Below are 26,791 nucleotides of genomic sequence, written 5' to 3'. Positions count from 1 at the left end.
GTATGAATGTAAAATATTATGATGCATTAGTAATCGGCGGTGGTCTAGCTGGTTTAAGAGCTGCTGTAGCCGCTGCTGATAAGGGTCTTAGCACCGTAGTTTTAAGCCTATGTCCTGTCAAAAGAAGCCACTCTGCTGCCGCTCAAGGCGGTATGCAAGCAAGCCTTGGTAACTCAAAAATGAGTGAAGGCGATAATGAAGATGTGCATTTTGCTGATACTGTCAAAGGTAGCGACTGGGGATGCGATCAAGAAGTTGCTAGAATGTTTGTCCAAACCGCACCTAAAGCAATTCGTGAGCTTGCTAGTTGGGGCGTACCTTGGACTAGAATCACAAAAGGCAAAAGAAGTGCTATCATAAACGCACAAAAAACTACAATTGATGAAAAAGAGAGCGTACATGGTCTAATCCATAGCCGTGACTTTGGCGGTACTAAAAAATGGAGAACTTGCTTTACTGCTGATGCTACTGGCCATACAATGCTATTTGGTGTAGCAAATGAAGCTTTAAAACGCAATGTAGAAATTCATGACCGCAAAGAAGCTATCGCTCTAATCCATGAAAATAATCGCTGCTATGGTGCGATTGTTAGGGATTTAGTAACTGGTGAGATCACAGCTTATGTAGCCAAAGGCACCCTAATCGCAACTGGTGGTTATGGTAGAATTTACAAACACACTACAAATGCCGTAATCTGCGAAGGCACAGGCGCTGCTATCGCTCTTGAGACTGGTATTGCTAGACTTGGCAATATGGAAGCCGTCCAATTCCACCCAACTCCAATTGTCCCAAGCGGTATATTACTAACTGAAGGCTGCCGTGGTGATGGTGGGATATTAAGAGATGTTGATGGATACCGCTTTATGCCTGATTATGAACCAGAGAAAAAAGAGCTAGCTAGCCGTGATGTCGTTAGTCGCCGTATAATGGAGCATATCAGAAATGGTAAAGGGGTTAAAAGCCCTTATGGCGAGCATGTCTGGCTAGATATTAGCATTCTTGGTAGAGAACATATAGAAAAAAACTTGCGTGATGTCCAAGAAATTTGCCAAATTTTCAATGGTATAGATCCCGCTGATGAAGGTCCAAAAGGTTGGGCGCCTATTCTACCAATGCAACACTACTCAATGGGAGGAATTCGTGTCAAACCAACTGGTGAGAGCCAAACTTTAAAAGGGTTATTTAGTTGCGGTGAAGCAGCTTGTTGGGATATGCATGGATTTAACCGCCTTGGTGGAAATAGCGTTGCTGAAACCGTAGTAAGTGGTATGATTATCGGGGATTATTTCGCTGAGTATTGTGATAAAAATGAAGTAGATATCCAAACCAAAACAATAGAGAGCTTTATCAATAAAAGCAAAGAATATCTAAATGAACTCATCAACAAAGATGGCAAATACAATGTATTTGAGATCAAAAATAAGATGAAAGATATAATGTGGGAACATGTGGCTATCTTTAGAACTGGCGATGGTCTAGCCAAAGCTGTAAAAGAGCTAGAAGAGCTATACAAAGAGAGCACAAATGTCAAATTAGAAAATAAAGAGCTATATGGTAATCCTGAGCTTGAAGAGGCTTATCGTGTGCCTAAAATGCTTAAACTAGCTCTATGTGTGGCTTATGGCGCACTTCAAAGAACTGAAAGTCGTGGCGCACACTATAGAGAGGACTATCCAAAAAGAGATGACGCTAACTGGTGTAAGAGAACTTTGGCATACTGGAAAGAAGGCGATACACTCCCAACACTAGAATACGAAGAGCTAGATATTATGAAAATGGAGATGCCACCAGCATTCCGTGGATATGGCGCTAAAGGCAATATCATAGAAAATCCACTATCAGCTAAACGCCAAGAAGAGGTTGATGCTATTAGAGCTAAACTTGAAGCTGAAGGTAAAAATAGACATGAAATTCAAGATGCATTAATGCACTATGAACTTCAACCAAAATACAAAGCATTAAACGAAAGAGCAGGTATAGGCTATGAGTAGAAAAATAAAAATTAGAGCATTTAAATACAATCCTCAAAGTAAAGTTAGCAAACCGCACTTTGCTGAGTATGAACTAGAAGAAACCGATGGTATGACACTTTTCATCGCATTAAATCAAATTCGTGAAAAATTTGATCCGGGTCTTAGCTTTGACTTTGTCTGTCGTGCTGGGATCTGCGGAAGTTGCGGTATGGTCGTAAATGGTCGCCCGCAACTAGCTTGTAGAACTCTTACAAAAGATTATCCAAGTGGCGTTATCGAGCTTATGCCACTACCTGCATTTAAACTACTTAAAGACTTAAGCGTTGATACAGGTAACTGGATGAATAATATGAGTAAAAGAGTTGAAAGCTGGATTCACTCAAATCACACTACTGATATTAGCAAAATGGAAGAAAAAGTCGATCCAGACGCAGCTCAAGAGACCTTTGAGCTTGATCGTTGTATCGAGTGCGGTATCTGCGTAGCAAGTTGTGGAACGGCTCTTATGAGACCTGACTTTATCGGTGCTGTAGGTCTAAACCGTGTGGCTAGATTTAAAGTTGATCCACTAGATAATAGAAGCGATGAAGATTTCTATGAGCTAGTAGGTGATGATAATGGCGTCTTTGGTTGTATGAGCTTGCTTGGTTGTGAAGACAACTGCCCTAAACACTTGCCACTTCAAAGCAAAATCGCATATATGAGACGCAAATTAGCTACTGTAAAATAATCGAATTTAGCTTTCGCTCTCGTTGATAGCGTGGCTTTAAAACCCCAAATTTATTAGAATTTGGGGTTTTTTATTATTTTTTTATTCTCCATTTTTTATTCTTTGTTTTTTATTTTTATTCTTTTATTCATCAGCAAAATTCCAATTTCATCTACCTTTATAAAATCAAATTTTAATAACTTTATAATTTTAACAATATATTATTTTAGTTTAATACTATTTAAATTTTTATTTAATTATTATCCAAATTTAAGTTAATATTAATTAGGGGGGGGGTATAATTGAGCTTTAATTTTTATTTTCTTAAAAAGGATATAAAATGGAATTTAAAGATAATCACGCAGATGAGTTTTTAAAGGATCTTTGGGAAAGAATAAACGAATACAGCTTGCTAAATGCTAGCAAAAACGATATAGGTGATTATATAATTTATCTTTTAAACAAGCATTGCGTGTATGATAAAGAAGAGAGATTTTTTGATAAATTGCCACACGCAAAGATAGAAAAACTTCTAAAAATAAACTCAGCAAGAATAAAAAGTGCTGAGAATAATATAAAAATAAAATATAGAGATGATAGCGATATATTATTTAATGATTTTATGAATGATTTGAAAGAAGATAAAATAACGCTTAGAAAGGTAAGTGATGATAAAATAAAATTTACGATAGAGAATATAGCAAAAAGAAGTGCTATTGAGATAAAATTAAAAGAAATGAGCGGTGTTACACTTGATTATTCGTTAAACAGCGAAATTGTGGTTATTGAAATAAAAGATTTTATAAAAATTTTACCTAAAAATCTATTAGATAAAATAAAAGAATATGATGAAGATAAAATAGCACGAGCTTTTAAGAAATTAAATTTTGGTAATGGTTTTACTTTTGGAATGTTTTTTGAAAAAATGAAAGATGCAATAAACGAAATTACACAAAATTTAGCTAGTTAAAAGGTAAAAAATAAAAACATTTTTAACGATTTTAATTGTCTTAGCAGTGTTGGGTATAATATCTAGGTATTTTTTGAAAATAAAGATATAGATGAATATAACGACGCCTTGGACAACTATAACAAAGGACTTTATAAAAAATCTTTGCCAGTAGTACAAAGACTTTGCGTCTACTTGTAATCTTTTGGCTATTTACTATGAAAACGGACATGCAATAGTAAAAAATGAAACAAAAGCCTTTGAACTTTACAAAAAGCCTGCGATGGTGGAGATGCTGAGGGTTGCAGTATGCTTGGAGCTTTATATGAAAAAGGTTACGGGGTAAAACAGAATAATATTACGGCTAAAGAGCTTTATGGCAAAGCTTGTGATATGGGTTTACAAAAGGGTTGCGATTATTACGCAAGATTAAACCAATAAAGATATGTAAATGGGTATCGGTGCTATATTGACACTATTTAGTTTTGTGCTAGTTTATCTAGTGCAAAAGTTTAAAATAGGAGTTGCTAGGATTTATATCTATATTGGGTATTATTTTGTAATGAGCTTAGTTCTACCGTGGAGTGTTGCTAAAGAGTTAGGCGTAGAAAGTGAGTATATCATCAATCTAAGCCAAGGACAGGGATTTTCTATGCTGGTAATAGGATTGACTTTGGGGTTTAGCTTGGTTGCTAGTGGTATTTTAATGCTAATATTTAGGCTTTTTAAGCGTAATATGGAAATGAATTTTGGCAGTTTGTTTAGTTATGTTTTTTGGTATTTGAGTTCTATAATACATAATATTTTTGCATTTGTTATATGTATAATAATTTATGCGATTAGCCAAATGCGAAAAAATGAACCTAAATTTAAAACTTACTTAACTGAGTATGTACCAAATGTGGCATTTATTATATTAGTATTGAGCTTTTATGGTAATTTTGCAAATATAGTTAGATAAATTTAAATTATAAAAGATTGTCAAGGCGCTACAAATAATACCTTGACAATGACAAACACCTACGGCCAATTAAATTAACACAACACTACTTAAAATGCCCTTTGGTATGAGAAGTCTATAAGCTCATTTTTCCCTTCACTTGCAGCTGCGTATAGAGCGAAATTTGGATTGCGTAAAAGCTCCCTACCATAGGCTACTATATCGCAGTATCCGCCCTCTATCATCTGCTCGCCCTGCTCTTTTGTAGTGATTAATCCTACTCCAATAACTGGTATATTTACAATCTCTTTAATAGCTTTTGCATAACCTGCTTGATACATAGGCTTAAGTTCTGGAACTAGGCTTGGCTTAGATACCACGCCGCCGGCCGATACACTAATATAGCAAGCACCTAGCTCAGCGCATTTTTTGGCTATGATTTTGCTATCTTCTATGGTATTTCCACCCACTTCCCAATCATCAGCGCTAATGCGAACACCAAATGGGATAATAGGTGAAATCTCTTGAGCAATCAAGCTTAGAAGTCGCATTCTATTATCTATACTTCCGCCAAATTCATCATCTCGCTTATTGGTTAATGGGCTTAAAAACTCGCTAATCAAATACCCATGCGCTGCGTGTATCTCTACAATATCATAATTAGCGGCCTTGGCTCTTATAGCGGCATCTTTAAATTTAGTTACAATCTCATAAATTTCTTGAGTGTTTAGCGCCTTTGGGTGCTGGTATTCGGGGCTAAAGCATATACCGCTAGGGCTTAATATATTATCGCAAGTCCCCTTGGCTCCGGCGTGTCCTAGCTGGATGGCTGTAGTTTTGCAAGTATATTTTTTAATCTCATAATTTAGCTTAGTGTGTGCTTCTACTTGATTATCACTCCATAATCCTAAATCATTTTTAGATATACAACCCTCTGGTGATACCGCTGTGGCTTCAACTATGATAAATCCAACTCCACCAAGCGATCTAGCCGGATAGTGTAATCTATGAAAACATCGTGGCAATCCGCTATAATCCCTAGCCTTATAAACACACATTGGCGGCATAGCTATGCGGTTTGGAAGTGTAAAATTACCAACTTTAATAGATTCAAATAATATAGACATTAGTTCTCCTTTAAACATTTTTCTATCGGTATTATTATACCGTTTTGGTCTTTAGAGACAAAGCTACTGGTGCCAAATTCATAATTAAATTTCGCACTCGTAACATTATAATCTCCGCATTTTATAATCTCTTTTGAGTTAAATTTATACAAAAGCTCATTTATATCAATGCTTCTTTGATTATCCATCTCATTGTATAAAAACCCAATAAAAAATATAGCACTACAAAGCGCTAAAATAGATATCTTGGATTTTAAATTTAATTTATCATTAAACACAGCAAGAAAGATCAAAATAGCAAAGATAAAAACTAAAAAAAGCAAAATTCTCATCTCTCGCCTCTTAGCTGATAGCTGATATCTCCGGCACCAAAGCCGATCACAAGGCCACTAGCTAAGCTATGTTTAACGCCAAAATTATCAAAAAATTCAATACTATTGCCGTTGCGTTTAATGCTATCAGCAAATAAAGCACCCTTAAATTCGCTCTTTAAATCTATATTATTAGGCTCTTCACCAGCGGCATAAACAGGCAATACCACAAGCTCATCAACATCGCTAAAACACGCTTTAAATCCATCTAAATTTGCCATTAATCTTGAGTATCTATGTGGTTGGAATATCGCTGTAATGCTCTCAAGCCCAAGCAGCTTTGCATACTCTTTAGCACTTTTTAGAGTCGCTTTAATCTCAGTAGGATGATGACCATAATCATCGATTAAAGCAAATTTCTCATTAGCAACTAAGATATCAAATCGCTTTTTTATCCCTTTAAATTTCTTAAGATTTTCCCTAACTTCTTCAAGTCCCATCATAGAATTAGCCGCCAAAATAGCAAGACTCGCATCAATAGCAATATGCTCACCCATACCCCAAGCCTCAAATTTACCAAGTCCTTTAAGATGAAAACTTGTATATGGCTCATAATTTCTAAGAACCATTTGAAGATTGGTTATATCGCCCTTTTCTAATCTAATAGCGTCCATTTTAATAGTGCTTAAAAACTCATCTTCAGCATTAATAATACGAATCTTAGCTCTTTCTAAAAAGCCCTTATAAGCAGCATGAAATTTCTCAATATCATTATCATAATGCTCCATATGTTCAGGTTCAGCATTTGTAACAATAGCTAAAAATGGATTGGAATTTAAAAAGCTACTATCACTCTCATCAGCTTCAAATATCAAATTATCACTAGCTTCATACTTCATATTTGAGCCAAATTCTTTACTTATAGCACCAATTATAGCGCTACCTTCCATAAGGGCTGCGAGCATAGCTGAAGTTGTGCTTTTGCCGTGTGCTCCAGCTACAGCAAAGACTCTTTTGCCCTCTAAAATAAACGGCAAAGCCTCCTTCCTTGATAGGCACTCAATGCCACGCTTTCTAGCCTCTATAAGTTCTACATTATCACCTTTAATTGCAGCACTATATACGACAAAATCAGGATCTTCAATAGCAGTTTTGCAGTGTGGTACGGTGATTTTCATACCGCTAGCTCTAAGCTCTTTAGTAATAGCACTATCAGCAATATCAGAGCCACTGATTATAAAATCACGCTCTTTTAAAAATCTAGCAATCGCTGAAATTCCAATCCCGCCAATACCGATGAAATGAACTTTTTTCATATATTTAATCCTAATAACGCTTCAGCTTTTTGACGGAATTTCCATATTGAACGAGCTTGTGTAATTAGCTTTTTATCTATATCACACATTAGCATTCCTTCATTTGCATCTAGACTACTCTCGATCTCCCCATGTGGATTTATAAGCATAGTTTGCCCATAAAACTCACTCTCAACCTCGCCAAATTTAGTTTTGCCAAGACGATTTACACGAACGATATATATATTATTTGTAAGCGCTCTCATCTTTAAAAGTTCATTCCATCGCTCATTAGAATTTAGCGTACAAGCGCTTGGCAATAGCACGCAATCGACCTTTTTAGCTACAATCTCAGCCCAAATTCGATCAAAATGCGCCTCAAATCCAAAAACAACCCCAAATTTAATCTTATCAACACTAAAACTCATTATCCCAAAGCTCTCTTTTTTAGAGTAGAATTTCGCTTCATTCCAGTGCGGATAGTCTATTAAGATATTTTGCTCTTCATATTTTGTGCTTTGTGGACTGAATTTAGCTACGACTTTTTTACACTCTTTGCCTTTGATTTGTAAAAGTGGCGCTATTATCGTTAGATTATATCTATTTGCCATGGCTGAAAGACTAGTCTTTTTGTGTTCGCTTTGCTCTTTTATCATAGATTTTGGCATTTTAATAATCTCATTAAAAAACGAATTTATCACATACTCGCCAAGCACTACTACGCTAGCGCCACCTTTAGCTGCTAAATTTAAATAATGATCAATTCTTGAATCGCTCATAGCCAAAGTATACAACTGTAAAGCTGCTACCTTACTCACTCTCTTCTCCTATTTGAGTAATCTCTAGCTTAGCATTTTCTAGCATATCTCTAGCTTCATTTACTAGCTTTAATCCATCTTTATATAGTTTTATGCTATCACTAAGCGCTAAATTCTCATTATTTAAACTCTCTAAAAGCTTCTCAATTTTATCTATTTTATTTTCAAAACTCTCACTCATCTAATGCCTTTTTAATATGTTCTTCTATCTTATCTATCTCGACTAAAAATGCGTCATGCCCATAATCACTATCAACACATATATATCTTCCTCTATGCCCTTGACCTATCTTAACTAGCGCTTCATACATCTCAAGCATCAAATTTGGCGGAAACAAAATATCCCCACTAAATGAAATAAATGTTAGCCTAGCACGAGTAAGCATCAAAGCTTCATTAAGTGAGCCATAGTGCCTAGTACAATCAAAATTATTCATCATCTTAACAACATATAGATATGATAATGGATCAAATCTTTTAGGGAAGTTATTGCCATTATACTCCATATACCTATCTACTTCAAATCTACCTAAAAGCTCGTATAAACCATCAGTTTCTACATATTTTCTACCAAATTTTTTATCCATTGTAGTAGGACTTAAAAAGCTAATATGCCCAGCCATTCTACCAAGTGCCATGCCTGTTAAGCCATTTGCCTCTATATCATCTTTATTATAGTAGCCACCTTTGAAATTTGGATCATTTACTATCCCTTCAATAGCTATTTTATTAAATGCAATTGCCCAAGCTTTAGTAGCATATGTAGTAGCTAACATTATAACTCTTTTGGCGAAATTTGGAAACTCTATAGCAAAGCAAAGAGCTTGCATTCCACCAAGGCTACCACCTACTACTGCATATGCTTCTTTAATTCCGAGCCTATCAAATAGTCTCATTTGCGCCCTAACAACATCGCTAATTACAAGAACAGGGAATCGAAGTCTATACTCTTTTTTAGTGCTTGGCTCTATACTTAAAGGATTTGTAGAGCCAAATGAACTTCCTAAAATATTTACACAGATAACAAAATATTTAGTAGTATCAATAATCTTTCCATCACCTATTACACCATCCCACCAGCCAGCTTTTCTATCGCCTTCATAAATTCCAGCAGCATGAGCTGAACCAGTGAGTGCATGGCATACGACTATAGTATTGCTTTTATTCTCATTTAGTTTGCCATAGCACTCATAAGCTAAATCAAATTCGCTTAAAATTCGCCCGCTCTCTAAATGCAATGGCTCATCAAAATGCTCTACAGCTCTATATATTTCCACTAATTTACTCTATAATTTGGTGCTTCTTGAGTTATGATAACATCGTGAGCATGGCTCTCTTTTAACCCTGCGCTTGTGATCTCTACAAACTCAGCCTTATCTTGAAATGTTTTAATATCCTTGCTACCACAATATCCCATTGAACTTCTCAATCCACCTACTAGCTGATGAATCACATCACGGATTGTCCCAGCGTATGGCACACGGCCTTCGATCCCTTCGGGAACTAGCTTATCTTGAGCGGTGCCTTCTTGGAAATACCTATCACTGCTACCTCTTGTCATAGCACCTATACTTCCCATACCTCTATAACTTTTATATTGACGCCCTTGGAAGGTTACTAACTCACCTGGACTCTCATCACACCCAGCAAGTAAGCTACCTACCATAATGCAGCTAGCGCCGGCCGCTAAAGCCTTAGCAAAATCGCCACTATATTTAATACCGCCATCAGCTATAATAGGCACATTAAATTCCTTAGCCGCCTCAGCACAATCGCTAATAGCTGTAATTTGTGGCACTCCAACTCCTGCTACAATTCTAGTAGTACAAATCGAGCCTGGCCCAATACCTACTTTCACTCCATCAGCTCCGGCTTTGATTAGATCTATTACAGCTTTAGGATTTGCTACATTACCTACTACGATATCTACGCCGCTTATTTGAGATTTAATCTCTTTTAAGGTATCTATAATCCCTTTGCTATGGCCATGAGCAGAATCCATCACCAAAGCATCAACCCCAGCTTCGGCTAAAGCTTTAGCTCTATCTATTTGACCAACGCCAATTGCTGCAGCAACTCTAAGGCGACCAAATTTATCTTTATTAGCGTTTGGATACTCTTTGCGTTTTTTAAGATCTTTAATGGTTATTAAACCTTCTAATTTACCATTTTTATCTACTATAGGTAGCTTTTCAACTTTATTTGTAGAAAATATCTTTTGTGCATCATCTAAAGTACATCCCGATGGAGCAGTAATGAGTGGGGTTTTTGTCATCACTTCGCCTACTTTTTTACTATAATTATGCTCAAATCTCAAATCACGATTTGTTAAAATCCCTATTAATACACTATTTTCATCAATTACTGGCACACCTGAAATTCTATAATCACTCATTAACTCCAAAGCATCTTTGATACTAGCATCAGCGGTGATTGATATAGGATCCATTATTACGCCACTTTCGCTTTTTTTGACCTTTTTTACCTCTTTTACTTGTGATTCTAGATCCATATTTTTATGTATAACCCCAATTCCACCAAGTCTAGCCATCATAATAGCCGTTCTATGCTCTGTAACTGTATCCATCGCTGCTGATACTACAGGTATATTTAACTCAATATTTTTACTAAATTTAGATCTAATATCAACTTGTTTTGGTAAGATATCAGAGTATTGTGGAACTAATAAAACATCTTCAAATGTTAAGGCTCGTTTTATGATTTTCATACTATTTTCCTTTTATTATATTCTCTAAGCTTAAAGCTGCGTCTAAAACTGTCTGTTCTTGCCACGCACCACCAATTAATTGAGCTGAGATATTTAGTCCATTCTCATCATTTGCTACTGGCACAGTGATAGCTGGCAAACCTGCTAAATTCACCCCAATTGTATAAATATCACTCAAATACGCACTCAAAGGATCTTTTAATTCACCAAATTTATATGCCACAGATGGCGCAACTGGCATTAAAATTATATCTACTTCATTTAAAATCTCATCATATTCACGCTTGATAAATGCTCTTGCCTTTTGTGCTTTGATATAATAAGCATCATAGTAGCCGCTACTTAAAACAAATGTCCCAAGAAGCATTCTACGCTGAACTTCAGCTCCAAAGCCCTCACCCCTAGTATTCGCATACATCTGCCCTAAGCTATCAGCCTTGGCTCTATTGCCATATCTTACGCCATCATAACGACTCAAATTTGCACTAGCCTCAGCTGTAGCAATGATATAATATGCGGCAATATCATATTTAGAATTAGCTAACTCTTTATAGCAAATTTCATGACCGGCATTTTTTAACTTCTCTATGGTTAAATTTAATGCATCTTTAACTGGAGCGCTTGCTTCATTAACATAGTTTTTAATTACAGCTATTTTTAATTTTCTATTTGGATTTAAATTTGGAGCCACTGGAGTAAAATCTACATTTGCACTAGTGCTATCTAGTTTATCATGTCCAGCAATAACATCATATAATATTGCAGCATCTTCTACATTTTGCGTAATTGGCCCAATCTGATCTAAGCTACTAGAATAGGCACTAAGTCCATATCGACTGACCCTACCATATGTAGGTTTAAAGCCCACACAACCGCAAAACGCCGCTGGTTGGCGTATGCTACCACCCGTATCACTACCAAGAGCCGCTATAGCTATACCAGCTGCTACGGCCGCTGCGCTTCCGCCACTACTTCCGCCTGGAACTCTAGAGTGATCAAGCGGATTTAGCGTTCTACCATAATATGAACTCTCAGTAGTGCTTCCCATAGCAAACTCATCCATATTTGTTCTACCAAATGGAGCTAAACCAGCTAAGATTAGCTTCTCAATTACAGTTGCGTTATATGGTGCTTTGTAGCCTTGTAAAATTTTTGAACAGCTTGTAATTGCCCAATTTTTTACTTGAATATTATCTTTTATAGCAATTGGCACACCAGCAAAACTCTCATCAATTGGACTATTTGTCAATTGCTCAACATATGCACCTATCTCTTTAGTTTTTTCTATTTTATTAATCAGCTCTTTACGAAGTAGCTCTAGATCGCTAGAACTTAACTTCATAGCCTCTTTTAGACTTATCACTCTTTCTCCTTATATATATTAACCAAAATTATTCCTACAGCAGTAACGGCTAGTAAAACTGCAATTGTAACAACTATAGTTATAACCCCAACTGGTTCAGTTAGCACTCATCACCTCAGCACATCTAGGACATAGACACTCATCACTTTGAGCGCTAAATTTCCAGCATCTTGGGCATTTAAATTTAGCCGAACGAGCAACAACGAATCTATGATCATCTACTACAAACTCTGCTAAAATATCACTATCAACTCTAAATACTCCAAAATTACTTACCATATACCAATCAGCTACTTCATCTTTATCAAGAGCCAATATAGAATCACTGCTAGTTTGAATTTCTAATTCTAAAGTAGCTTTAATTAGCTTATCTTTTTTTAGATTGTCAATAATTTCATTAAATTTCTCTTTACTCTCTCTAAGCAATGTATCATCAATTGCACTATCAAATTTAATTGGTTCATAAACTAGATCAAAAACATCGCTTTTACCATCTTTGATTATACTAGGTGCATACTCCATAACCTCATCTACTGTATATGTAAGGGTTGGGGCAATAAGCGGTAAAAGCGCCTTAGTTATTAAAGCCATAGCAGTTTGCGAACTTGCTCTTTTAGTGCTATTTGCAGCATCGCAGTATAATCTATCCTTGCATATATCTAGATAAATACCACTTAAATCGCCGCTTAAGAAATTTAATAAAATATTAAATCCTTTTGAATACTCATAATTTTTAAAACAGCTACTAACTTCATTAAAGCACGCACTTGCCTTGCCTAAAATCCATCTATCTAGCAAGCCAAATTCATAATTAAATTCTTTTAAATCGCTAATATTGGCTAGTAAAAATCTTATAGTATTTCTAATCTTTCTATACTGTTCGGCTACTTGTTTTAAGATATCATTGCCTATTTTTAAATCACTTGAATAATCGCTTAAACTAACCCATAGACGCAAGATCTCAACACCAAATTCCTTAGCAACTGCATCTGGAGCTATTACATTGCCTTTGGATTTACTCATCTTTTCGCCATTTTTATCTACGGTAAATCCATGAGTTAATACGCTTTTATATGGTGCTTTTTCATTTACAGCACAGCTTAATAGTAGAGAACTTTGGAACCACCCACGATGCTGGTCGCTTCCTTCAAGATACATACTAGCACTATATTCACCAGCATCATAATCACTGCTATTTAACACAGCATTCCAAGTTGAGCCACTATCAAACCAAACATCTAAAATATCGCTAATTTTTTCTAATTCATCAGCCTTAAATTTAGACCCATTAGGCAATAGCTCTTCAATGCTCATACTCCACCACGCATCAGCACCCTTCTCATCAAAAATCTTAGCTATATGATCTAAAATTTCACTATCAAAAATAACTTCTTTAGTAGATTTAATTCTAAAAAATGCAATTGGCACACCCCAATCACGCTGACGACTAATACACCAATCTGGACGATTTTCTATCATTGATGATATTCTTTTAATCCCAGCTTCTGGATAAAATTTCACACTATTTAACGCCTCAAGAGCGGTCTGACGCAGAGTTTTGCCGCTTAATTTTGGCTCATCCATAGCAATAAACCACTGCTTTGTTGCTCTATAAATTACAGGTTTATGCGTTCTCCAGCAAAATGGATAGCTGTGAGTAAATTTACTTACTTTAACTACTGCATCGCCTAAAAGCTCTATAATTTTCTCATTAGCTTTAAATATATGCATACCTATAAACTCATCTACAACATCTACTGGCAATAAACCATTATGTTTTAGCGTCTCATCATATAGCCCAGCCTCATCAACTGGCATTATAACCTCTATACCATATCTAAGACTAGCAAAATAATCATCTTCTCCATGACCAGGTGCAGTATGAACTAATCCTGTACCGCCATCCATTAAAACATGCTCGCCAAGAATAAATTTAGACTCTCTGCCATTAAGTGGATTTATAGCGTGTAAATTTTCTAATTTTTGCGAATTAAACTCACTGATAATCTCTCCACTTGTAATGCCTTGAGCTACTAAAACCTCAAGTAAAGGCTTAGCAAAAATTAATTTCTCTTTTGTAATGCAGTAAATTTCATTTGGATTTAAACTAATTGCTTGATTAGCTACTAATGTCCATGGAGTAGTAGTCCATATTACTGCTTTAGCATCTTCAACTCCTATTGCTTTAGATGCTGATTTTGATAATTCAAAAGCTACATATAGACTATAATCTTCTTTATCAGCATACTCTACTTCAGCCTCAGCAAGCGCGCTTTTAGCAGCCCAGCTCCAAAATACAGGCTTACTTCTTTCTATTAAAAGACCCTTTTTAGCCACTTCGCATAGGGTTCTATATATATTTGCTTCAAATTTAAATTTCATCGTCATATATGGTTCTTCCCAATCCCCTATGACGCCAAGAGATTTAAACTCAGCTTTTTGAATCTCTATAAATTCACTAGCCCAGTCTCTACACTCACTTCTAATAGCTACGGTACTCATACTCTTTTTTTTATCACCAAGTTTCATCTCTACTTGTTGTTCAATTGGTAATCCATGACAATCCCATCCTGGAGTAAATCTAACACTCTCTCCAAAAAAGTAGTGAGTTTTAACTATTATATCTTTTAAAATTTTATTTAATGCGTGACCTATGTGAAGGTGACCATTTGCATATGGTGGGCCATCATGAATATTAAAACTCGCAGATGCATTTTGACGAGCTTTTTTCATCTTATCATAGACTCTATTTTTATCCCATTTTGCGTATCTTGCTGGTTCATTTTGTGGCAAATTGCCTCTCATTGCAAAATCAGTAACCGGCAACAAAAGAGTATCTTTATAATCCATATAACACCTTTAATAGTAAAAAATTTTTTGATTTTAGCAAAAAGTATATAAAACTTAAGTAAAAATTGCCAAATTTAATCTATATAAATTTTTATAATTCAAATTTAACCTATCAAATACTATTTTTAAGCAAACTTTTTGATTATTATGATATAATCACCGCTCAATTTTATATACCGCTCAGGAGGTCAAATATGGCTTTAGATACGGCTAAAAAAGCTCAAATAGTTGCAAAATTTGCTAGAAAAAGTGGAGACACAGGCTCTTCAGAAGTTCAAATTGCACTGCTAAGCACAAGAATAGCAGAACTAACAGAACACCTAAAAGTAAATAAAAAAGACTTTAGCTCAAGATTAGGTCTATTAAAACTAGTTGGTCGTCGCAAAAGACTATTAAAATACCTAAAAGCTACTAAATATGAAACTTATACTAAATTAATAGCTGAACTAGGTCTAAGAGATAAATAATTCATAAGCCCTTTTTAGGGCTTTTTACTTCTATACACTATAAAATCAATATCTATTAAGCAAAAAAATTGTAGAATACTAGCTTAAATTTAAATTTAGGAATTTTTATGCTAGGAATGGGAATCGGTGAAATATTAATAGTCGCCATTGTTGCTGTAATAGTCTTAGGTCCTGATAAACTACCAAGTGCGATGGTTAATATAGCAAAGTTTTTTAAAATATTTAAACAAACTATAAATGGAGCTAAAAGCACATTTGAACAAGAGATAAAAATAGCCGAATTAAAAGAGGATGCTAAAAAGTATAAAGATAGCTTAACTAGCGGCATAGATGGAGTAAGAAAAAAGCTAACATTTGAAGAGCTTGATGAGTTAAAAAGCAATGTAACTAATATAGCAGGTTCAACACAAAAATCACTAGCTGATATCCAAAATGAGATATCAAATTTAAATCCTATAAATAAATTAAATGCTGGTTTTGACTTTAATGATGAAGAAGATCAATCACAACAACCTAAAAATACAATAACTGATAATCCAGCAAATATAAGCAATCCTCCAAAACCAAATTTAAGCTCATTAAATAGCATAAATAGCAACCTAAATTCCAACCAAAAAGAGCTAAAAAATGAAATTCAAAACACAAAAGAGGCATAATGTTTGAAGATTTAAGACCGCATTTAATCGAGCTTAGAAAGCGTTTGTTAATTAGTGCATTATCGGTTATAGTATGTTTTATTATATGTTTTAATTTTTGGGCGCCTTTGCTTGATTTTATGACTGCGCCACTTAAGGCTGTATTGCCAGATAATAGCAACATCATATTTACTCAAGTAGCTGAACCATTTTTTACAGCGATGAAAGTAGCATTTTTTGCTGGACTTTTGCTTGCATTGCCTATAATCTTTTGGCAATTTTGGCTATTTGTAGCTCCAGGACTATATGAAAATGAGAAAAAATATGTAATTCCATTTGTGTTAAGCGCTACAATTATGTTTATTGTAGGGGCTGCGTTTTGTTACTATTTTGTAGTGCCTGTTGGCTTTGCTTTTCTTATAAATTTTGGTGGGACACTATTTCAAGCGCTCCCTAGCATTGGGGATTATGTAGGGTTTTTTACTAAGATTGTAGTAGCTTTTGGAATTAGCTTTGAGCTACCAGTTGTTACATTTTTTTTAGCTAAGATTGGTATGATTACTGATGAGAGTTTAAAGGGATTTTTTAGATATGCGATTGTTGGGATATTTATTTTTGCAGCGATTATGACTCCACCAGATGTGCTTAGTCAATTTATGCTAGCTATTCCATTAATTGGATTATATTCTTTATCAATTTTAATAGCTAAAATGGTAAATCCAGCACCAAAAGATGAAGAAGAAGAAATTGATGATGAAAAATAATATATTTGATCTAGATAGTTATGATTATGAGCTTCCCTCTAGTTTAATTGCATCATCTCCAGCTAATCCAAAAGAGAGTGCTAATCTATTAGTATATCAACGCTCTAATAATAAAATAACGCATACAAAATTTGGTAATTTGATGGAATTTTTACCAGATTGTGATATTATTTTTAATGATACTAAAGTTATCAAAGCTAGAATCTATGGCAAAAAATCAAGTGGCGGAGCTGTAGAGTTATTATTAAATCAACCTTTAGGCCAAGGTAAATTTAGCACTTTAATTAAAGGTCGAGTAAAAGCTGGGACAATTTTAGAATTTGATAATGGGCTAAGTTGTGAAGTTATAGAGCTTTTAGATGAGTATCGAATTGTTAAATTTAATCAAAATGGTAATGAAATTAAAACAGAAAATTTATACCAAATTCTAAATCAAATAGGACATATCCCACTCCCTCCATATATCAAAAGAGCTGATCAAAAAAGCGATGAGATATGGTATCAAAGTATATTTGCTAAAAATGATGGAGCAGTAGCTGCGCCAACTGCTAGTTTGCATTTTAGCCAACAAATGATACAAGATATAAAAAACAAACACAACATCTCATATATTACTCTACACGTAGGAGCTGGAACATTTAAAGGTGTTGAAGTTAGCGATATTAGAGAGCATAAAATGCATAGCGAGATCTATACTATAAGCGATGAGGCAATAAATACTATAAATAGCAATAAGCCTATTCTTGGCGTAGGAACGACAGTTACAAGATGTATTGAATACTTTTATAGAACTGGAGTAAAAGATGGACTATGTGATCTATTTTTACATCCAGCTAATCCACCACAAAGACAAAACTATCTATTAACTAATTTCCACTTACCAAAATCTACATTAATTATGTTAGTAGCAAGCTTTGTGGGCTTAGAAAATGTCAAACAAATTTACAAACAAGCTATAGAAAAAGAGTATAAATTTTACTCCTATGGTGATGCGATGTTGGTGATATGATGAGAATTTTATTTTTACTTTTAATGGCTGAATTTGCAATGGCAAATAGTGTAGATATTAAGGAATATGTCGCTTTTAGCGTACTATTTTTCTTTGTAATGCTACTAATCGTAATTAGCAGGAAACCAGTACAAAATAGAAATCAAAAACTAATCCGTACATCAGATAAAAGATTAGCTAAACTAAATTTAAGATTTTTCCATAATAGGCTTGAAAATGGTGATATTATCGAGCGCTTGGGGTTATTTTTTAGAGTACTTCATGATAAAGCTGCGCAAAACCAAAATATCATAATCTTTAACTACCCTCCAAGACAAGCTAGGTATTTTAGTGCAAATTTTAAAGCTATCACAAATGCAACTCATAATATTCTTTGCTTTGTAAATAAAAGCATAAAAAATAGCTCAATTTTATTTACTATAAAACCAACCAAAAATCCAGATGAATATCAAATTTCAATTAAAACTTCAGCTCAAATGAATACTAGTGAGATTATAAGCGCATTAGAATATAAAAATAGAAATATAAATTATAAATTTCTCTCTATCGCTTCAAGCTATGCTGAACAAATCGGTTCAAAGATTGAATTTAGCGTAAAATCCAATAGCTCAATCTTTTCATTTAACGCTACAATGCATCAGCTAAAAGAGCCACAAATCAGCGAACCAAATGAGCAAAAAAGTGCCTTAGTAGCCTATGAGAGTCAGACTGGATTTTTTGCTCTTGTGGCTGGACTTAGTATTTTTGGGATATATATCCAACCAGAATCAAGCTGGGAGAGTGTTAAAAACCATATAACAGATATGCTATATAAACCTGATTTTTTATTTATTCAAGCAAAAATTGTTAAAAAACTTCCATATAATGAGTTGAATTTAATCAAAGAGTGGCAAAAGATTAAGGGTTTTAAGATTATTATAATAAGTGATAATTCTCATTTTGATGATGTCGCAAGCAGCTTTGGTGATACAAAACTATACCAACCATATACTATAGATGAGTTAGCTAGCGTAATTTGCTAGCTATTCCATCTCTAGACGCATTAGATACATATCTTCACCGCTAATAACATCTAGCGAATTTGAACCACATTTTGGACAAAGAAACTCATTTTCTAAAAGCACACTTTGAGCACCGCACTCGTTACATTTAATCGTAATATCTTTTGGATGAATTATAAGCTTAGCATCTGAACAGATTGTATCTGCTTTAAAAGCATCAAAAGCACTTTGTAAATAGTGCGCTTCTACTCCGCTTAATCTTCCTATCTCAATCTCTACTTTATTTATCTTTGTAGCATTATGCTTCATAGCATTTGTCTCGCACAATTTAAATAGATCTTGGACTATAGCTAGTTCATGCATTGATTCTCCTTTTAGCAAATTCTAGGTAGCAACTCGCCCTTTGGTGGCTCCATAAATCTAGAAGCACCATAGCTATTTTGTATAATTACATTACCTTTATTACTATCTAAAATCTCGCCAATAGTATTTGCACTTGAGTCAAATTCTCTTAAAATCTCAAGCGCTTTAATCTCATCTTTAGGATCAATAGCTAAAACAAAAGTTCCCTCATTAGCAAGCTCATATGGCTCAAACCCAAGCATCTCGCAAATTCCTATAACCTCATCACTTACAGCGATATTTTCCTCATTGATTTTAATATCATATCCACAAGCTTTTGCCCACTCATTTAACACAGCTGAGAGTCCACCACGAGTCGCATCTCTCATAGCAAGAGGAGCGATATTAGCATTTAAAAGCGCTTCAACTACATTATTTAAAGGCTTACAATCGCTTTGCAAATCCAAATTTAGCTCATTTCTATTTGCTAAAATCACAGCACCATGCCTACCTACATCACCGCTTAAAAGGATTTTCGCACCACTTTTTAAATTCCCCACTCTAGACTCTTTGATAATCTCTCCAATACCTGAAGTATTGATAAAAATCTTATCACAACTCCCCTTACTAACCACCTTAGTATCACCGCAAACTATGCTAACTCCAGCCTCATCAGCCGTGCTTTTCATGCTATTTAAGATTTCTTTAAGCTCATCAATACCAAGCCCCTCTTCTATAATCAAAGCGCAACTAATATACCTAGGCTTTGCCCCTACCATTGCTAGGTCATTTATCGTCCCACAAACTGCGATTTTACCGATATCACCACCTGGAAATTTAGTAGGGCTTACTACGAAGCTATCGGTGCTAAATGCGAGTTTTCCACTTAAATTTAAAATCGCACTATCATTGCTTTGGGCTAAAATTTCATTATCAAAAATCCTAAAAATCAACCCATTTATGAGTTCATTCATCTCTTGCCCACCACCACCATGAGCTAATAATATCTTTTTCATCTATCCTCTTTTGCTATATTTATAATACGCCGCACAAGCACCCTCGCCACTTACCATACAGCTACCAATAGGATTTTGCGGATTACACACCTTGCCAAAGACTTTACAATCATACGGCTTAGCCTTACCACGCAAAATCTCACCGCAGATACAGGCCTTAGACTCCTTAGATTCGCCAACTTCTACATTAAAATATTTTTTAGCATCCAAGTAGCTAAACTCATCTCTTAGTCTTAATCCGCTATCTTTGATAACGCCTAGCCCTCTCCACTCAAAATCACACGGCTGAAAATATCTATCTATTAGCTCTTTGGCCTTTAAATTACCATCTTTGCTAACCACTCTAGCATACTCATTATATACCTTATGGGTGCCGTTTTCATGCTGATTGACTAAATTTAATATACTATCCATAAGATCCAAAGGCTCAAATCCGCTCACCGCAATAGGCGTTTTAAACTCATTTGCTAGCTCTTCATAAATTTTACTACCAGTAATCACACTCACATGCGATGGACCCAAAAACGCATCTATTTTCACATCTTTATCACTCATTATAGCCCTTACAGGTGCTGGGACTGTGACATGATTTATATGTATAAATAGATTTTGTAAATTCAACTCAACAGCTTGTTTTACCACCACTGCGCTCATAGGCGTGGTGGTCTCAAATCCAATAGCGAAAAATACAACCTTTTTATCTGGATTTTCTTTGGCTATTGTGATTGTATCAAGTGGCGAGTATAAAGCCCTAATATCAGCCCCATCAGCCCTAAGCATAGCCAAAGAGCCTTTACTCCCTGGCACCCTTAACATATCAGCTAAGGTACAAAATATCACCCCATCTATACTAGCAATCGCTATAGCCTCATCAATGCGACTTCTAGGCATTATGCACACAGGACAGCCTGGGCCGTGGATGAAATTGATATTCTCTCCTACTAATTGTGGTAAGCCAAATTTCATTATACTATGAGTATGACCGCCGCAAATCTCCATAATATTTAATGGCTTTTTGCTTCTTTGCTTGATTATCTGGCTTAAGGCTAAAATCTTGTCCTTATCCCTAAAACTATTTATCAAATCCATTAAAATCCTTCGTATGTTAAAAATGCTAACTTATAAAGAGCTGTTAAAATATCTTTATCAATCTTTTTAAGTTCTTCATAAACGCTATCTTTTTGTAGTTGCAAATGTAGGTTTTGCTTTAGTAGTTTTTCTATAGTTTTTGGCAGTTGTTCGCAAAGTTTTTTGAAAGCCAATTTATCACCTGTTATAATTTCGTAAAATTTATCAATAGAAATTCTGCGCAGTCTTTCATTGCTAGTTTGCCTTTTCCCATCAAGACTGATAACCCAAGGCTCATTTGCTGATTTTTTAGCTATTACTTCTACAAGAGCGCAAATATCTTTGGAATTTTTAGAATTTAAAAGATGATTTTGCATTTTCATAAATGTCTTTTGACTTGATGAGCTATTCATGGTATTGTGTTTATTTTTCAGCTCGACAAAATATGAGTTTTTTTCGCCTTTAAATACTATATCCCAGCCACTTTTTGGAACTTCGCAACCTTTAATATACTGAAAAATATTTTGATGAAAATATCCAATAGAGTTATTATTTGATTTATCTCTTTGTCTTTGTAGCTCCAAGGCTATAATTTCTTCATAACTTTTAACATAAATATGTTTATCAAAAAGCAATTTTATAGGGTCGATTATATTTGAGTTAAATTTGCTTAAATCAATACTTTTTAACACTTCTTGATACTCGTTTAAAGTCTGCAAAACATGTTTTTCAAAGTCTGTTTTTGATATAAAGTCTAAAATAAACTCTCGCCCCACTTCGTTTCTCCATTTAATGATTTAATTATCTCTTTACCAATTTCATAAGCCAAATTCACAGGCACAGCATTACCTATTTGCTTGTATTGTTCTGCCATAGAGCCACAAAACTTCCATTCATCTGGAAAGGATTGAATTCTAGCATTTTCTCTTACGCTAAATGGCCTAATCTCACTTGGGTGGCACCTATCAGTTTGCTTCATTTGCGGTGTTGTAAGCACAGTTAGGCTTGGCTCATCAAAGCTAAGTCGCCTTAAAATTCCAGTTCTACCACCAGCCATATTCCAGCAAGTTTTCATATAAGCTTTAGCAATATTTGGATCTATATCACGCCAATACCCACCAGCAGGCACGAGAGCAAAAACACTAGCTTTTTGCTCTGAGTATTTAGCGCACTGACTTTTTGGGACATTTTGTAAAATATCTCTCAAAACCAGCTTTTTATCGTGCTTTTTAGGAAAAGCAAAAAACACCTTATCTTGCAAATCTTTTCTAATTCCAACTACAATCAATCGCTCTCTTTTTTGCGCCACACCATAATCAAGCGCATTTAGCACTTTATATTCTATATTATAGCCTTGCTCGCAAAAAATATCACAAATTATTTTAAAAGTATTGCCTTTATCATGCGTTAAAAGTCCCTTGACATTTTCAAATAAAAACATCTTAGGTTGTAATTTTTTTAAAAACAAAGCATAATGATAAAATAGAGTCCCCCTAGTATCTTCAAGCCCAAGCCTCTTGCCTGCATAACTAAAGCTCTGACAAGGCGATCCACCAGATAATAGATCTAACTCTTTGATTTTTATATTAAATTTGCTCTTTAAATCACAAGATGAAATTTCAGCAATATCATCACAAATAACATTCCAATTGGGTCTATTTGCCAATAAAGTTTTAACAGATGATTTATCTATTTCTATCAAACCTATATGGGCAAAACCGGCTCTTTCTAATCCAAGAGCCATACCTCCGCCACCAGCAAATAACTCAATACTTTTAAACATCAATCTCTACTTCAACGCTGCTAAGCCCATATCGCCTTCATCGGCTGATATTTTGCCACTATTCATATCATCTGCGATCTGCTTATAAATCTCTAAGCTCTCTAAAGCGTATTTGGTATCTATCTTCTCCATCGCAAATCCCACATGTATCAGCACATAATCCCCCACCGATACAGGCTCAGCTATCAAATCCAAGCTCACCCCACGCTTAACACCGAGAGTTTCAACAATGGCAAAATTATTCTCATCTATTGATATCACTTTTGAAGGTATTGAAAGACACATTTTTATCCTTATTTTTACGCATTAAAAGCACTAATTCTAGCAAATATTTTTTTAATTTTCAATACGCTTTATTTGACAAAAACTACGCAAAAATAGTAAATTTGGAATTCCAAACTAGAATTCCTTAAATTTTAGAATTCCAAAATAAACAAAAACTTATATAATATTTTTAAAATTATGCTAGAATTGATCTCTCAAAACTTCATAACAAAGGCAAAAAAAATGGCCGGTGGTAGCTTAGATGATGCAAAGAAAAATAAAAATGATGAGTTTTATACTCAGCTTAGCGATATAGAAAACGAGCTTAAAAATTACAAAGAACATTTTAAAGATAAAGTGGTTTATTGTAACTGCGATGACCCAAGAGAAAGTAACTTTTTTAAATATTTTATAAGAAATTTTAATCGTTTAGGACTTAAAAAGCTAATTACTACTACTTATATAAACTCGCCAATTGCTAACACTGAGGACCTTTTTGGCGAAAGAAATGTAGTATATAAAGTCTCTATAAATAAGCTTGAAGATATAAATGACTATGATTTAATCACAAATGAGCTTATAAATAAAATTGTAAAAAAGCGTGCTAAAAAACTTTTTGGCGATAAAAAATATGAAGCTGGTGATTTTCGCTCTGCTGAATGCGTGGAGCTACTAAAACAAGCCGATATCGTAGTAACAAATCCGCCTTTTTCACTATTTAGAGAGTATGTAGCTCAGCTTATAGAGTATGATAAAAATTTTTTAATTATCGGTAGTTTAAATGCTATTTCTTATAAAGAAATTTTTCCACTTATAAAAGATAATAAATTGTGGTTGGGTCACGGATTTAAAGGTGGCAATGCTTATTTTAAAAGTGTTAATTTAAGAGAATTTGCTAGTGGTGTATATAATGAAAATACTGGCTTAGTAAAATTTAGAAATTGCGCTTGGTTTACAAACCTTGATATCAAAAAACGCCACGAATTTTTAGATTTATATAAAAAATACAATCCGCAAGAATTCCCAAAATACGATAATTACGATGCTATAAATGTAGATAAAACCGCTGATATTCCGTGTGATTACTACGAGCCTATGGGTGTGCCTATTACTTTTTTGGATAAATATAGCCCTGAGCAATTTGAAATTTTAGATGGCATAGGTAGATATAGTATGCTTACTGGACCAACAGATGAAACAAGAGGGACATATCTAACAGAAGTTAATGGTAAGCCAAAGTATGCTCGTATCATAATAAAAAGGATAAAAAATGAAAATTGAGTTAAAAGAATTTACAATTAGAGATATAGTAAATGGCTATGAAAATAGTGATGAAGAAGGCGTGGTAGCCTTTGGTGGCAGACTAGATATCCGCCCAAAGTATCAAAGGGAGTTTGTCTATAAAGACAAACAAAGAGATGATGTAATAAGGACTATTCGCAAAGGCTTTCCACTAAATGTAATGTACTGGGTAAAAAACGGCGATAATTACGAAGTGCTAGATGGTCAGCAAAGGACTATTAGCTTTTGTGAGTATGTGGTGGGGAATTTCAGCGTAGATGAAATGTATTTTCACAATCTCACAAACGACCAAAAAGAGCAAATTTTAGATTATAAATTATTTATTTATATTTGCGATGGGGCAGATAGCGAGAAATTAGAGTGGTTTAAAACCATAAATATAGCTGGTGAAAAGCTAAGCAATCAAGAGCTAAGAAATGCTGTTTATACTGGACCTTGGCTAAGCTCGGCAAAGCAAAAATTTAGCAAAACTGGCTGCGTGGCGTATAAAATAGGCGAAAAATATATGAGTGGCTCGCCTATAAGACAAGAATACCTAGAAACTGCTATAAGCTGGATAAATAATGGCAAAATAGAAGAATATATGAGCATACATCAGCAAGATGATAATGCTGATGAGCTGTGGCAGTATTTTAGAGCTGTGATAGAGTGGGTGGAGCTGAAATTTCCAAAATACCGCAAAGAGATGAAAGGTATAGCGTGGGGCGAACTATATAATAAATATAAAGATAAAAGCCTTGATGCTAAAAAGCTTGAAGCTGAGCTAGAAAAACTAATGATGGATGATGAAGTAACAAATAAAAAAGGCGTTTATCCTTATGTTTTAAGCCATGATGAAAGGCATTTAAATTTAAGAGCTTTTAGCGATAGCCAAAAACGCAAAACCTATGAAAAACAAAAAGGAATTTGTCCTATGTGTAAAGAACATTTTGAAATAGAACAAATGGAGGCTGACCATATAACGCCGTGGAGCCAAGGCGGTAAAACAAATGATGAAAACTGCCAAATGCTGTGTAAAGAGTGTAATAGGCGTAAAAGTGATAAATAAAAGATTTTTGGAATTCCAAACTAGAATTCCTTAAATTCTAGAATTCCTAAAAAATATAAAAAAGAAAACCCCCCGCACCCCCAAGAAAAAAAGATACTAGGGAATTCTAGAATTCCCTAGAAATTTACTTTTTTAGCAAGGCTTTTTGCTCCAGCGATAAACTCTATCCACGCTTAACACCGAGAGTTTCAACAATGGCAAAATTATTCTCATCTATTGATATTACTTTTGAAGGTATGCTAAGGCACATTATTTTAATTCCTTTTTCATTTTTAGATAATTTATCCACTTATCTATGCCAAGGCCTGTTTTGCTATCGACTTCTATTATATCAACTTTTGGATTTAGCTTTTTGGCCTCTTTTTTTACCTCATTGATATCAAAATCAAAATGCTCTAATAGCGAAGTTTTCGTTATCACCACTATATCAGCCGCCCTAAACATAACAGGATATTTAGCCACCTTATCGCTCCCTTCTGGCACACTGATTAAGACAGCATTAAGGTGAGCACCCACATCATAACTAGCTGGGCAAACTAAATTTCCAACATTTTCTATAAATACCAAATCAAGCTCTTTAAGCGGCAAGTGGTGTAAGCCATTATGCACCATAAAAGCATCTAAATGGCAAGTTTGGCCGGTGCTAATCTGATGAGCCTTGCCGCCTGCGTTTATAATGCGATTAGCATCCAAGTTAGTCTCTAAATCCCCCTCAACTACCCCAACTCTTAGGCCACTTGATTTTATAGTAGCTTCTAAAAGCGTGGTTTTCCCAGCTCCCGGACTACTCATCAAATTCACACACAATAGCCCATATTCGTCTAAATGCGTTCTATTGTGAGCAGCTTCGTGATCGTTATCTTTTAATATTTTCTCTACTACTTCAATAGTCTTTTTTTCATTTAACACCGGATGGTCATGATGACCGTGATGGTGATGATTATGATGATCATCGTGACTATGATGATGCGATCCACCCATACTGCAACCACAATCTTTACACATAATATCTCCTTAATTTTAAAACAA

27 protein-coding genes and 2 pseudogenes are annotated in these 26,791 nt (G+C 34.8%); 12 read left to right on the top strand and 17 right to left on the bottom strand.

Translation table 11 applies throughout. From position 1 onward, the window contains the following. Positions 1–2 precede the first annotated feature (2 nt). From CIGNP109_RS00735 to CIGNP109_RS00715, 5 genes and pseudogenes are all read left to right on the top strand, one after another. On the top strand, positions 3–1,991 hold the full coding sequence (locus CIGNP109_RS00735) for a fumarate reductase flavoprotein subunit (protein WP_086227825.1): 1,989 nt from the start codon (positions 3–5) through the stop codon (positions 1,989–1,991). Then, entirely contained in the window at positions 1,984–2,703 is a 720-nt protein-coding gene (locus tag CIGNP109_RS00730; RefSeq protein WP_086224159.1) for a fumarate reductase iron-sulfur subunit, read from the top strand. Before CIGNP109_RS00735 ends, CIGNP109_RS00730 begins: the two co-directional genes overlap by 8 nt. Positions 2,704–3,022: 319 nt before the next feature. Further along, positions 3,023–3,652, top strand: a complete 630-nt coding sequence (locus CIGNP109_RS00725; RefSeq protein ID WP_086227824.1) for a hypothetical protein — start codon at positions 3,023–3,025, stop codon at positions 3,650–3,652. Between the two features lie 285 nt (positions 3,653–3,937). Beyond that, positions 3,938–4,072, top strand: a pseudogene (locus CIGNP109_RS00720) (Sel1 repeat protein); the annotation flags it as partial. A gap of 10 nt (positions 4,073–4,082) precedes the next feature. Beyond that, positions 4,083–4,592, top strand: a complete 510-nt coding sequence (locus tag CIGNP109_RS00715) for a hypothetical protein (protein ID WP_086227822.1) — start codon at positions 4,083–4,085, stop codon at positions 4,590–4,592. 89 nt (positions 4,593–4,681) lie between these two features. Here the strand turns inward: CIGNP109_RS00715 and CIGNP109_RS00710 are convergent, their stop codons facing one another. The 9 genes from CIGNP109_RS00710 to ileS form a co-directional block, all read right to left on the bottom strand. Next, complete coding sequence (locus tag CIGNP109_RS00710) at positions 4,682–5,698, bottom strand: oxidoreductase (RefSeq protein ID WP_086227821.1); 1,017 nt, start codon at positions 5,696–5,698, stop codon at positions 4,682–4,684. Continuing rightward, positions 5,698–6,030, bottom strand: coding sequence for a hypothetical protein (locus CIGNP109_RS00705; RefSeq protein WP_086227820.1), 333 nt, complete (start codon positions 6,028–6,030; stop codon positions 5,698–5,700). The genes CIGNP109_RS00710 and CIGNP109_RS00705 overlap by 1 nt, the downstream gene beginning before the upstream one ends. Beyond that, positions 6,027–7,325 (bottom strand): UDP-N-acetylmuramate--L-alanine ligase, encoded by a 1,299-nt coding sequence (murC, locus tag CIGNP109_RS00700; protein ID WP_086227819.1) that lies wholly within the window; start codon positions 7,323–7,325, stop codon positions 6,027–6,029. The genes CIGNP109_RS00705 and murC overlap by 4 nt, the downstream gene beginning before the upstream one ends. Further along, positions 7,322–8,122, bottom strand: coding sequence for a carbon-nitrogen hydrolase family protein (locus tag CIGNP109_RS00695; protein WP_086227818.1), 801 nt, complete (start codon positions 8,120–8,122; stop codon positions 7,322–7,324). The genes murC and CIGNP109_RS00695 overlap by 4 nt, the downstream gene beginning before the upstream one ends. Further along, on the bottom strand, positions 8,115–8,303 hold the full coding sequence (gene xseB, locus CIGNP109_RS00690; protein WP_086224145.1) for an exodeoxyribonuclease VII small subunit: 189 nt from the start codon (positions 8,301–8,303) through the stop codon (positions 8,115–8,117). Before xseB ends, CIGNP109_RS00695 begins: the two co-directional genes overlap by 8 nt. After that, positions 8,296–9,399: a homoserine O-acetyltransferase MetX gene (metX, locus tag CIGNP109_RS00685; RefSeq protein ID WP_086227817.1), complete on the bottom strand. Its 1,104-nt coding sequence runs from the start codon at positions 9,397–9,399 to the stop codon at positions 8,296–8,298. Before metX ends, xseB begins: the two co-directional genes overlap by 8 nt. Next, complete coding sequence (gene guaB / locus CIGNP109_RS00680) at positions 9,399–10,850, bottom strand: IMP dehydrogenase (protein ID WP_086227816.1); 1,452 nt, start codon at positions 10,848–10,850, stop codon at positions 9,399–9,401. The genes metX and guaB overlap by 1 nt, the downstream gene beginning before the upstream one ends. 1 nt (position 10,851) lies before the next feature. Beyond that, a complete protein-coding gene (gatA, locus tag CIGNP109_RS00675; protein ID WP_086227815.1) occupies positions 10,852–12,213 on the bottom strand; it encodes an Asp-tRNA(Asn)/Glu-tRNA(Gln) amidotransferase subunit GatA in 1,362 nt (453 codons plus the stop codon). A gap of 96 nt (positions 12,214–12,309) precedes the next feature. Next, complete coding sequence (gene ileS / locus CIGNP109_RS00670) at positions 12,310–15,063, bottom strand: isoleucine--tRNA ligase (RefSeq protein ID WP_086227814.1); 2,754 nt, start codon at positions 15,061–15,063, stop codon at positions 12,310–12,312. Positions 15,064–15,257: 194 nt separating this feature from the next. Here ileS and rpsO point away from each other — a divergent pair, with 194 nt between their 5' ends. From rpsO to CIGNP109_RS00645, 5 genes are all read left to right on the top strand, one after another. Further along, on the top strand, positions 15,258–15,530 hold the full coding sequence (gene rpsO / locus CIGNP109_RS00665; RefSeq protein ID WP_086224655.1) for a 30S ribosomal protein S15: 273 nt from the start codon (positions 15,258–15,260) through the stop codon (positions 15,528–15,530). A 107-nt stretch (positions 15,531–15,637) separates the two neighbouring features. Further along, positions 15,638–16,186 (top strand): Sec-independent protein translocase protein TatB, encoded by a 549-nt coding sequence (gene tatB / locus CIGNP109_RS00660; protein ID WP_086224137.1) that lies wholly within the window; start codon positions 15,638–15,640, stop codon positions 16,184–16,186. Then, entirely contained in the window at positions 16,186–16,929 is a 744-nt protein-coding gene (gene tatC / locus CIGNP109_RS00655; protein ID WP_086227813.1) for a twin-arginine translocase subunit TatC, read from the top strand. Before tatB ends, tatC begins: the two co-directional genes overlap by 1 nt. Next, complete coding sequence (gene queA, locus CIGNP109_RS00650) at positions 16,919–17,938, top strand: tRNA preQ1(34) S-adenosylmethionine ribosyltransferase-isomerase QueA (protein WP_439097821.1); 1,020 nt, start codon at positions 16,919–16,921, stop codon at positions 17,936–17,938. The genes tatC and queA overlap by 11 nt, the downstream gene beginning before the upstream one ends. Further along, on the top strand, positions 17,938–18,960 hold the full coding sequence (locus CIGNP109_RS00645) for a hypothetical protein (RefSeq protein WP_086226474.1): 1,023 nt from the start codon (positions 17,938–17,940) through the stop codon (positions 18,958–18,960). Before queA ends, CIGNP109_RS00645 begins: the two co-directional genes overlap by 1 nt. Here the strand turns inward: CIGNP109_RS00645 and hypA are convergent, their stop codons facing one another. From hypA to CIGNP109_RS00615, 6 genes are read right to left on the bottom strand one after another with little or no spacing between them, the layout of a single operon-like run. Then, positions 18,961–19,302, bottom strand: a complete 342-nt coding sequence (gene hypA, locus CIGNP109_RS00640) for a hydrogenase maturation nickel metallochaperone HypA (RefSeq protein ID WP_086224132.1) — start codon at positions 19,300–19,302, stop codon at positions 18,961–18,963. Positions 19,303–19,313: 11 nt separating this feature from the next. Further along, entirely contained in the window at positions 19,314–20,297 is a 984-nt protein-coding gene (gene hypE, locus CIGNP109_RS00635; RefSeq protein ID WP_086227811.1) for a hydrogenase expression/formation protein HypE, read from the bottom strand. Continuing rightward, on the bottom strand, positions 20,298–21,386 hold the full coding sequence (gene hypD, locus CIGNP109_RS00630) for a hydrogenase formation protein HypD (protein ID WP_086227810.1): 1,089 nt from the start codon (positions 21,384–21,386) through the stop codon (positions 20,298–20,300). It abuts the gene before it with no gap. Beyond that, positions 21,386–22,141 (bottom strand): Eco47II family restriction endonuclease, encoded by a 756-nt coding sequence (locus tag CIGNP109_RS00625; protein WP_086227809.1) that lies wholly within the window; start codon positions 22,139–22,141, stop codon positions 21,386–21,388. Before CIGNP109_RS00625 ends, hypD begins: the two co-directional genes overlap by 1 nt. Then, the gene (locus CIGNP109_RS00620; protein WP_086227808.1) at positions 22,120–23,148 is read right to left on the bottom strand and encodes a DNA cytosine methyltransferase; all 1,029 of its coding nucleotides are present in this window, start codon (positions 23,146–23,148) and stop codon (positions 22,120–22,122) included. The genes CIGNP109_RS00625 and CIGNP109_RS00620 overlap by 22 nt, the downstream gene beginning before the upstream one ends. A gap of 6 nt (positions 23,149–23,154) precedes the next feature. Further along, positions 23,155–23,433 carry a HypC/HybG/HupF family hydrogenase formation chaperone gene (locus CIGNP109_RS00615; RefSeq protein WP_086227807.1) on the bottom strand — a complete coding sequence of 93 codons (279 nt, stop codon included), beginning with the start codon at positions 23,431–23,433 and terminating at the stop codon, positions 23,155–23,157. Positions 23,434–23,655: 222 nt separating this feature from the next. Here CIGNP109_RS00615 and CIGNP109_RS00610 point away from each other — a divergent pair, with 222 nt between their 5' ends. After that, positions 23,656–24,693 carry an adenine-specific methyltransferase EcoRI family protein gene (locus tag CIGNP109_RS00610; RefSeq protein ID WP_086226480.1) on the top strand — a complete coding sequence of 346 codons (1,038 nt, stop codon included), beginning with the start codon at positions 23,656–23,658 and terminating at the stop codon, positions 24,691–24,693. Then, positions 24,683–25,762 carry an HNH endonuclease family protein gene (locus CIGNP109_RS00605; protein ID WP_086227806.1) on the top strand — a complete coding sequence of 360 codons (1,080 nt, stop codon included), beginning with the start codon at positions 24,683–24,685 and terminating at the stop codon, positions 25,760–25,762. The genes CIGNP109_RS00610 and CIGNP109_RS00605 overlap by 11 nt, the downstream gene beginning before the upstream one ends. Positions 25,763–25,931: 169 nt before the next feature. Here the strand turns inward: CIGNP109_RS00605 and CIGNP109_RS08575 are convergent. Next, a pseudogene (locus tag CIGNP109_RS08575) lies at positions 25,932–26,012 on the bottom strand (HypC/HybG/HupF family hydrogenase formation chaperone); the annotation flags it as partial. Then, positions 26,012–26,767, bottom strand: coding sequence for a hydrogenase nickel incorporation protein HypB (gene hypB, locus CIGNP109_RS00595; RefSeq protein WP_086227805.1), 756 nt, complete (start codon positions 26,765–26,767; stop codon positions 26,012–26,014). The gene hypB and the pseudogene CIGNP109_RS08575, both read right to left, overlap by 1 nt. Between the last annotated feature and the right edge of the window lie 24 nt (positions 26,768–26,791).

Source organism: Campylobacter sp. P0109, from assembly GCF_002138755.1.
GTDB classification, from domain to species: Bacteria; Campylobacterota; Campylobacteria; order Campylobacterales; family Campylobacteraceae; genus Campylobacter; species Campylobacter devanensis.
Note: the sequence above shows the minus strand (reverse complement) of the source record. Positions and strands in the feature narration are given on the sequence as shown.

Bases quoted from the DNA above. Each gene is read 5' to 3' on its own strand.
- tatB (WP_086224137.1), top strand. From the start codon at position 15,638: ATGCTAGGAATGGGAATCGGTGAAATATTAATAGTCGCCATTGTTGCT.
- CIGNP109_RS00645 (WP_086226474.1), top strand. From the start codon at position 17,938: ATGAGAATTTTATTTTTACTTTTAATGGCTGAATTTGCAATGGCAAAT.
- CIGNP109_RS00620 (WP_086227808.1), bottom strand. From the start codon at position 23,148: ATGTTTAAAAGTATTGAGTTATTTGCTGGTGGCGGAGGTATGGCTCTT.
- hypA (WP_086224132.1), bottom strand. From the start codon at position 19,302: ATGCATGAACTAGCTATAGTCCAAGATCTATTTAAATTGTGCGAGACA.
- CIGNP109_RS00610 (WP_086226480.1), top strand. From the start codon at position 23,656: ATGGCCGGTGGTAGCTTAGATGATGCAAAGAAAAATAAAAATGATGAG.
- guaB (WP_086227816.1), bottom strand. From the start codon at position 10,850: ATGAAAATCATAAAACGAGCCTTAACATTTGAAGATGTTTTATTAGTT.
- CIGNP109_RS00605 (WP_086227806.1), top strand. From the start codon at position 24,683: ATGAAAATTGAGTTAAAAGAATTTACAATTAGAGATATAGTAAATGGC.
- xseB (WP_086224145.1), bottom strand. From the start codon at position 8,303: ATGAGTGAGAGTTTTGAAAATAAAATAGATAAAATTGAGAAGCTTTTA.
- murC (WP_086227819.1), bottom strand. From the start codon at position 7,325: ATGAAAAAAGTTCATTTCATCGGTATTGGCGGGATTGGAATTTCAGCG.
- hypB (WP_086227805.1), bottom strand. From the start codon at position 26,767: ATGTGTAAAGATTGTGGTTGCAGTATGGGTGGATCGCATCATCATAGT.
- tatC (WP_086227813.1), top strand. From the start codon at position 16,186: ATGTTTGAAGATTTAAGACCGCATTTAATCGAGCTTAGAAAGCGTTTG.
- hypD (WP_086227810.1), bottom strand. From the start codon at position 21,386: ATGGATTTGATAAATAGTTTTAGGGATAAGGACAAGATTTTAGCCTTA.
- rpsO (WP_086224655.1), top strand. From the start codon at position 15,258: ATGGCTTTAGATACGGCTAAAAAAGCTCAAATAGTTGCAAAATTTGCT.
- CIGNP109_RS00705 (WP_086227820.1), bottom strand. From the start codon at position 6,030: ATGAGAATTTTGCTTTTTTTAGTTTTTATCTTTGCTATTTTGATCTTT.
- ileS (WP_086227814.1), bottom strand. From the start codon at position 15,063: ATGGATTATAAAGATACTCTTTTGTTGCCGGTTACTGATTTTGCAATG.
- CIGNP109_RS00710 (WP_086227821.1), bottom strand. From the start codon at position 5,698: ATGTCTATATTATTTGAATCTATTAAAGTTGGTAATTTTACACTTCCA.
- CIGNP109_RS00730 (WP_086224159.1), top strand. From the start codon at position 1,984: ATGAGTAGAAAAATAAAAATTAGAGCATTTAAATACAATCCTCAAAGT.
- hypE (WP_086227811.1), bottom strand. From the start codon at position 20,297: ATGAAAAAGATATTATTAGCTCATGGTGGTGGTGGGCAAGAGATGAAT.
- CIGNP109_RS00735 (WP_086227825.1), top strand. From the start codon at position 3: ATGAATGTAAAATATTATGATGCATTAGTAATCGGCGGTGGTCTAGCT.
- CIGNP109_RS00615 (WP_086227807.1), bottom strand. From the start codon at position 23,433: ATGTGTCTTTCAATACCTTCAAAAGTGATATCAATAGATGAGAATAAT.
- queA (WP_439097821.1), top strand. From the start codon at position 16,919: ATGAAAAATAATATATTTGATCTAGATAGTTATGATTATGAGCTTCCC.
- CIGNP109_RS00725 (WP_086227824.1), top strand. From the start codon at position 3,023: ATGGAATTTAAAGATAATCACGCAGATGAGTTTTTAAAGGATCTTTGG.
- CIGNP109_RS00715 (WP_086227822.1), top strand. From the start codon at position 4,083: ATGGGTATCGGTGCTATATTGACACTATTTAGTTTTGTGCTAGTTTAT.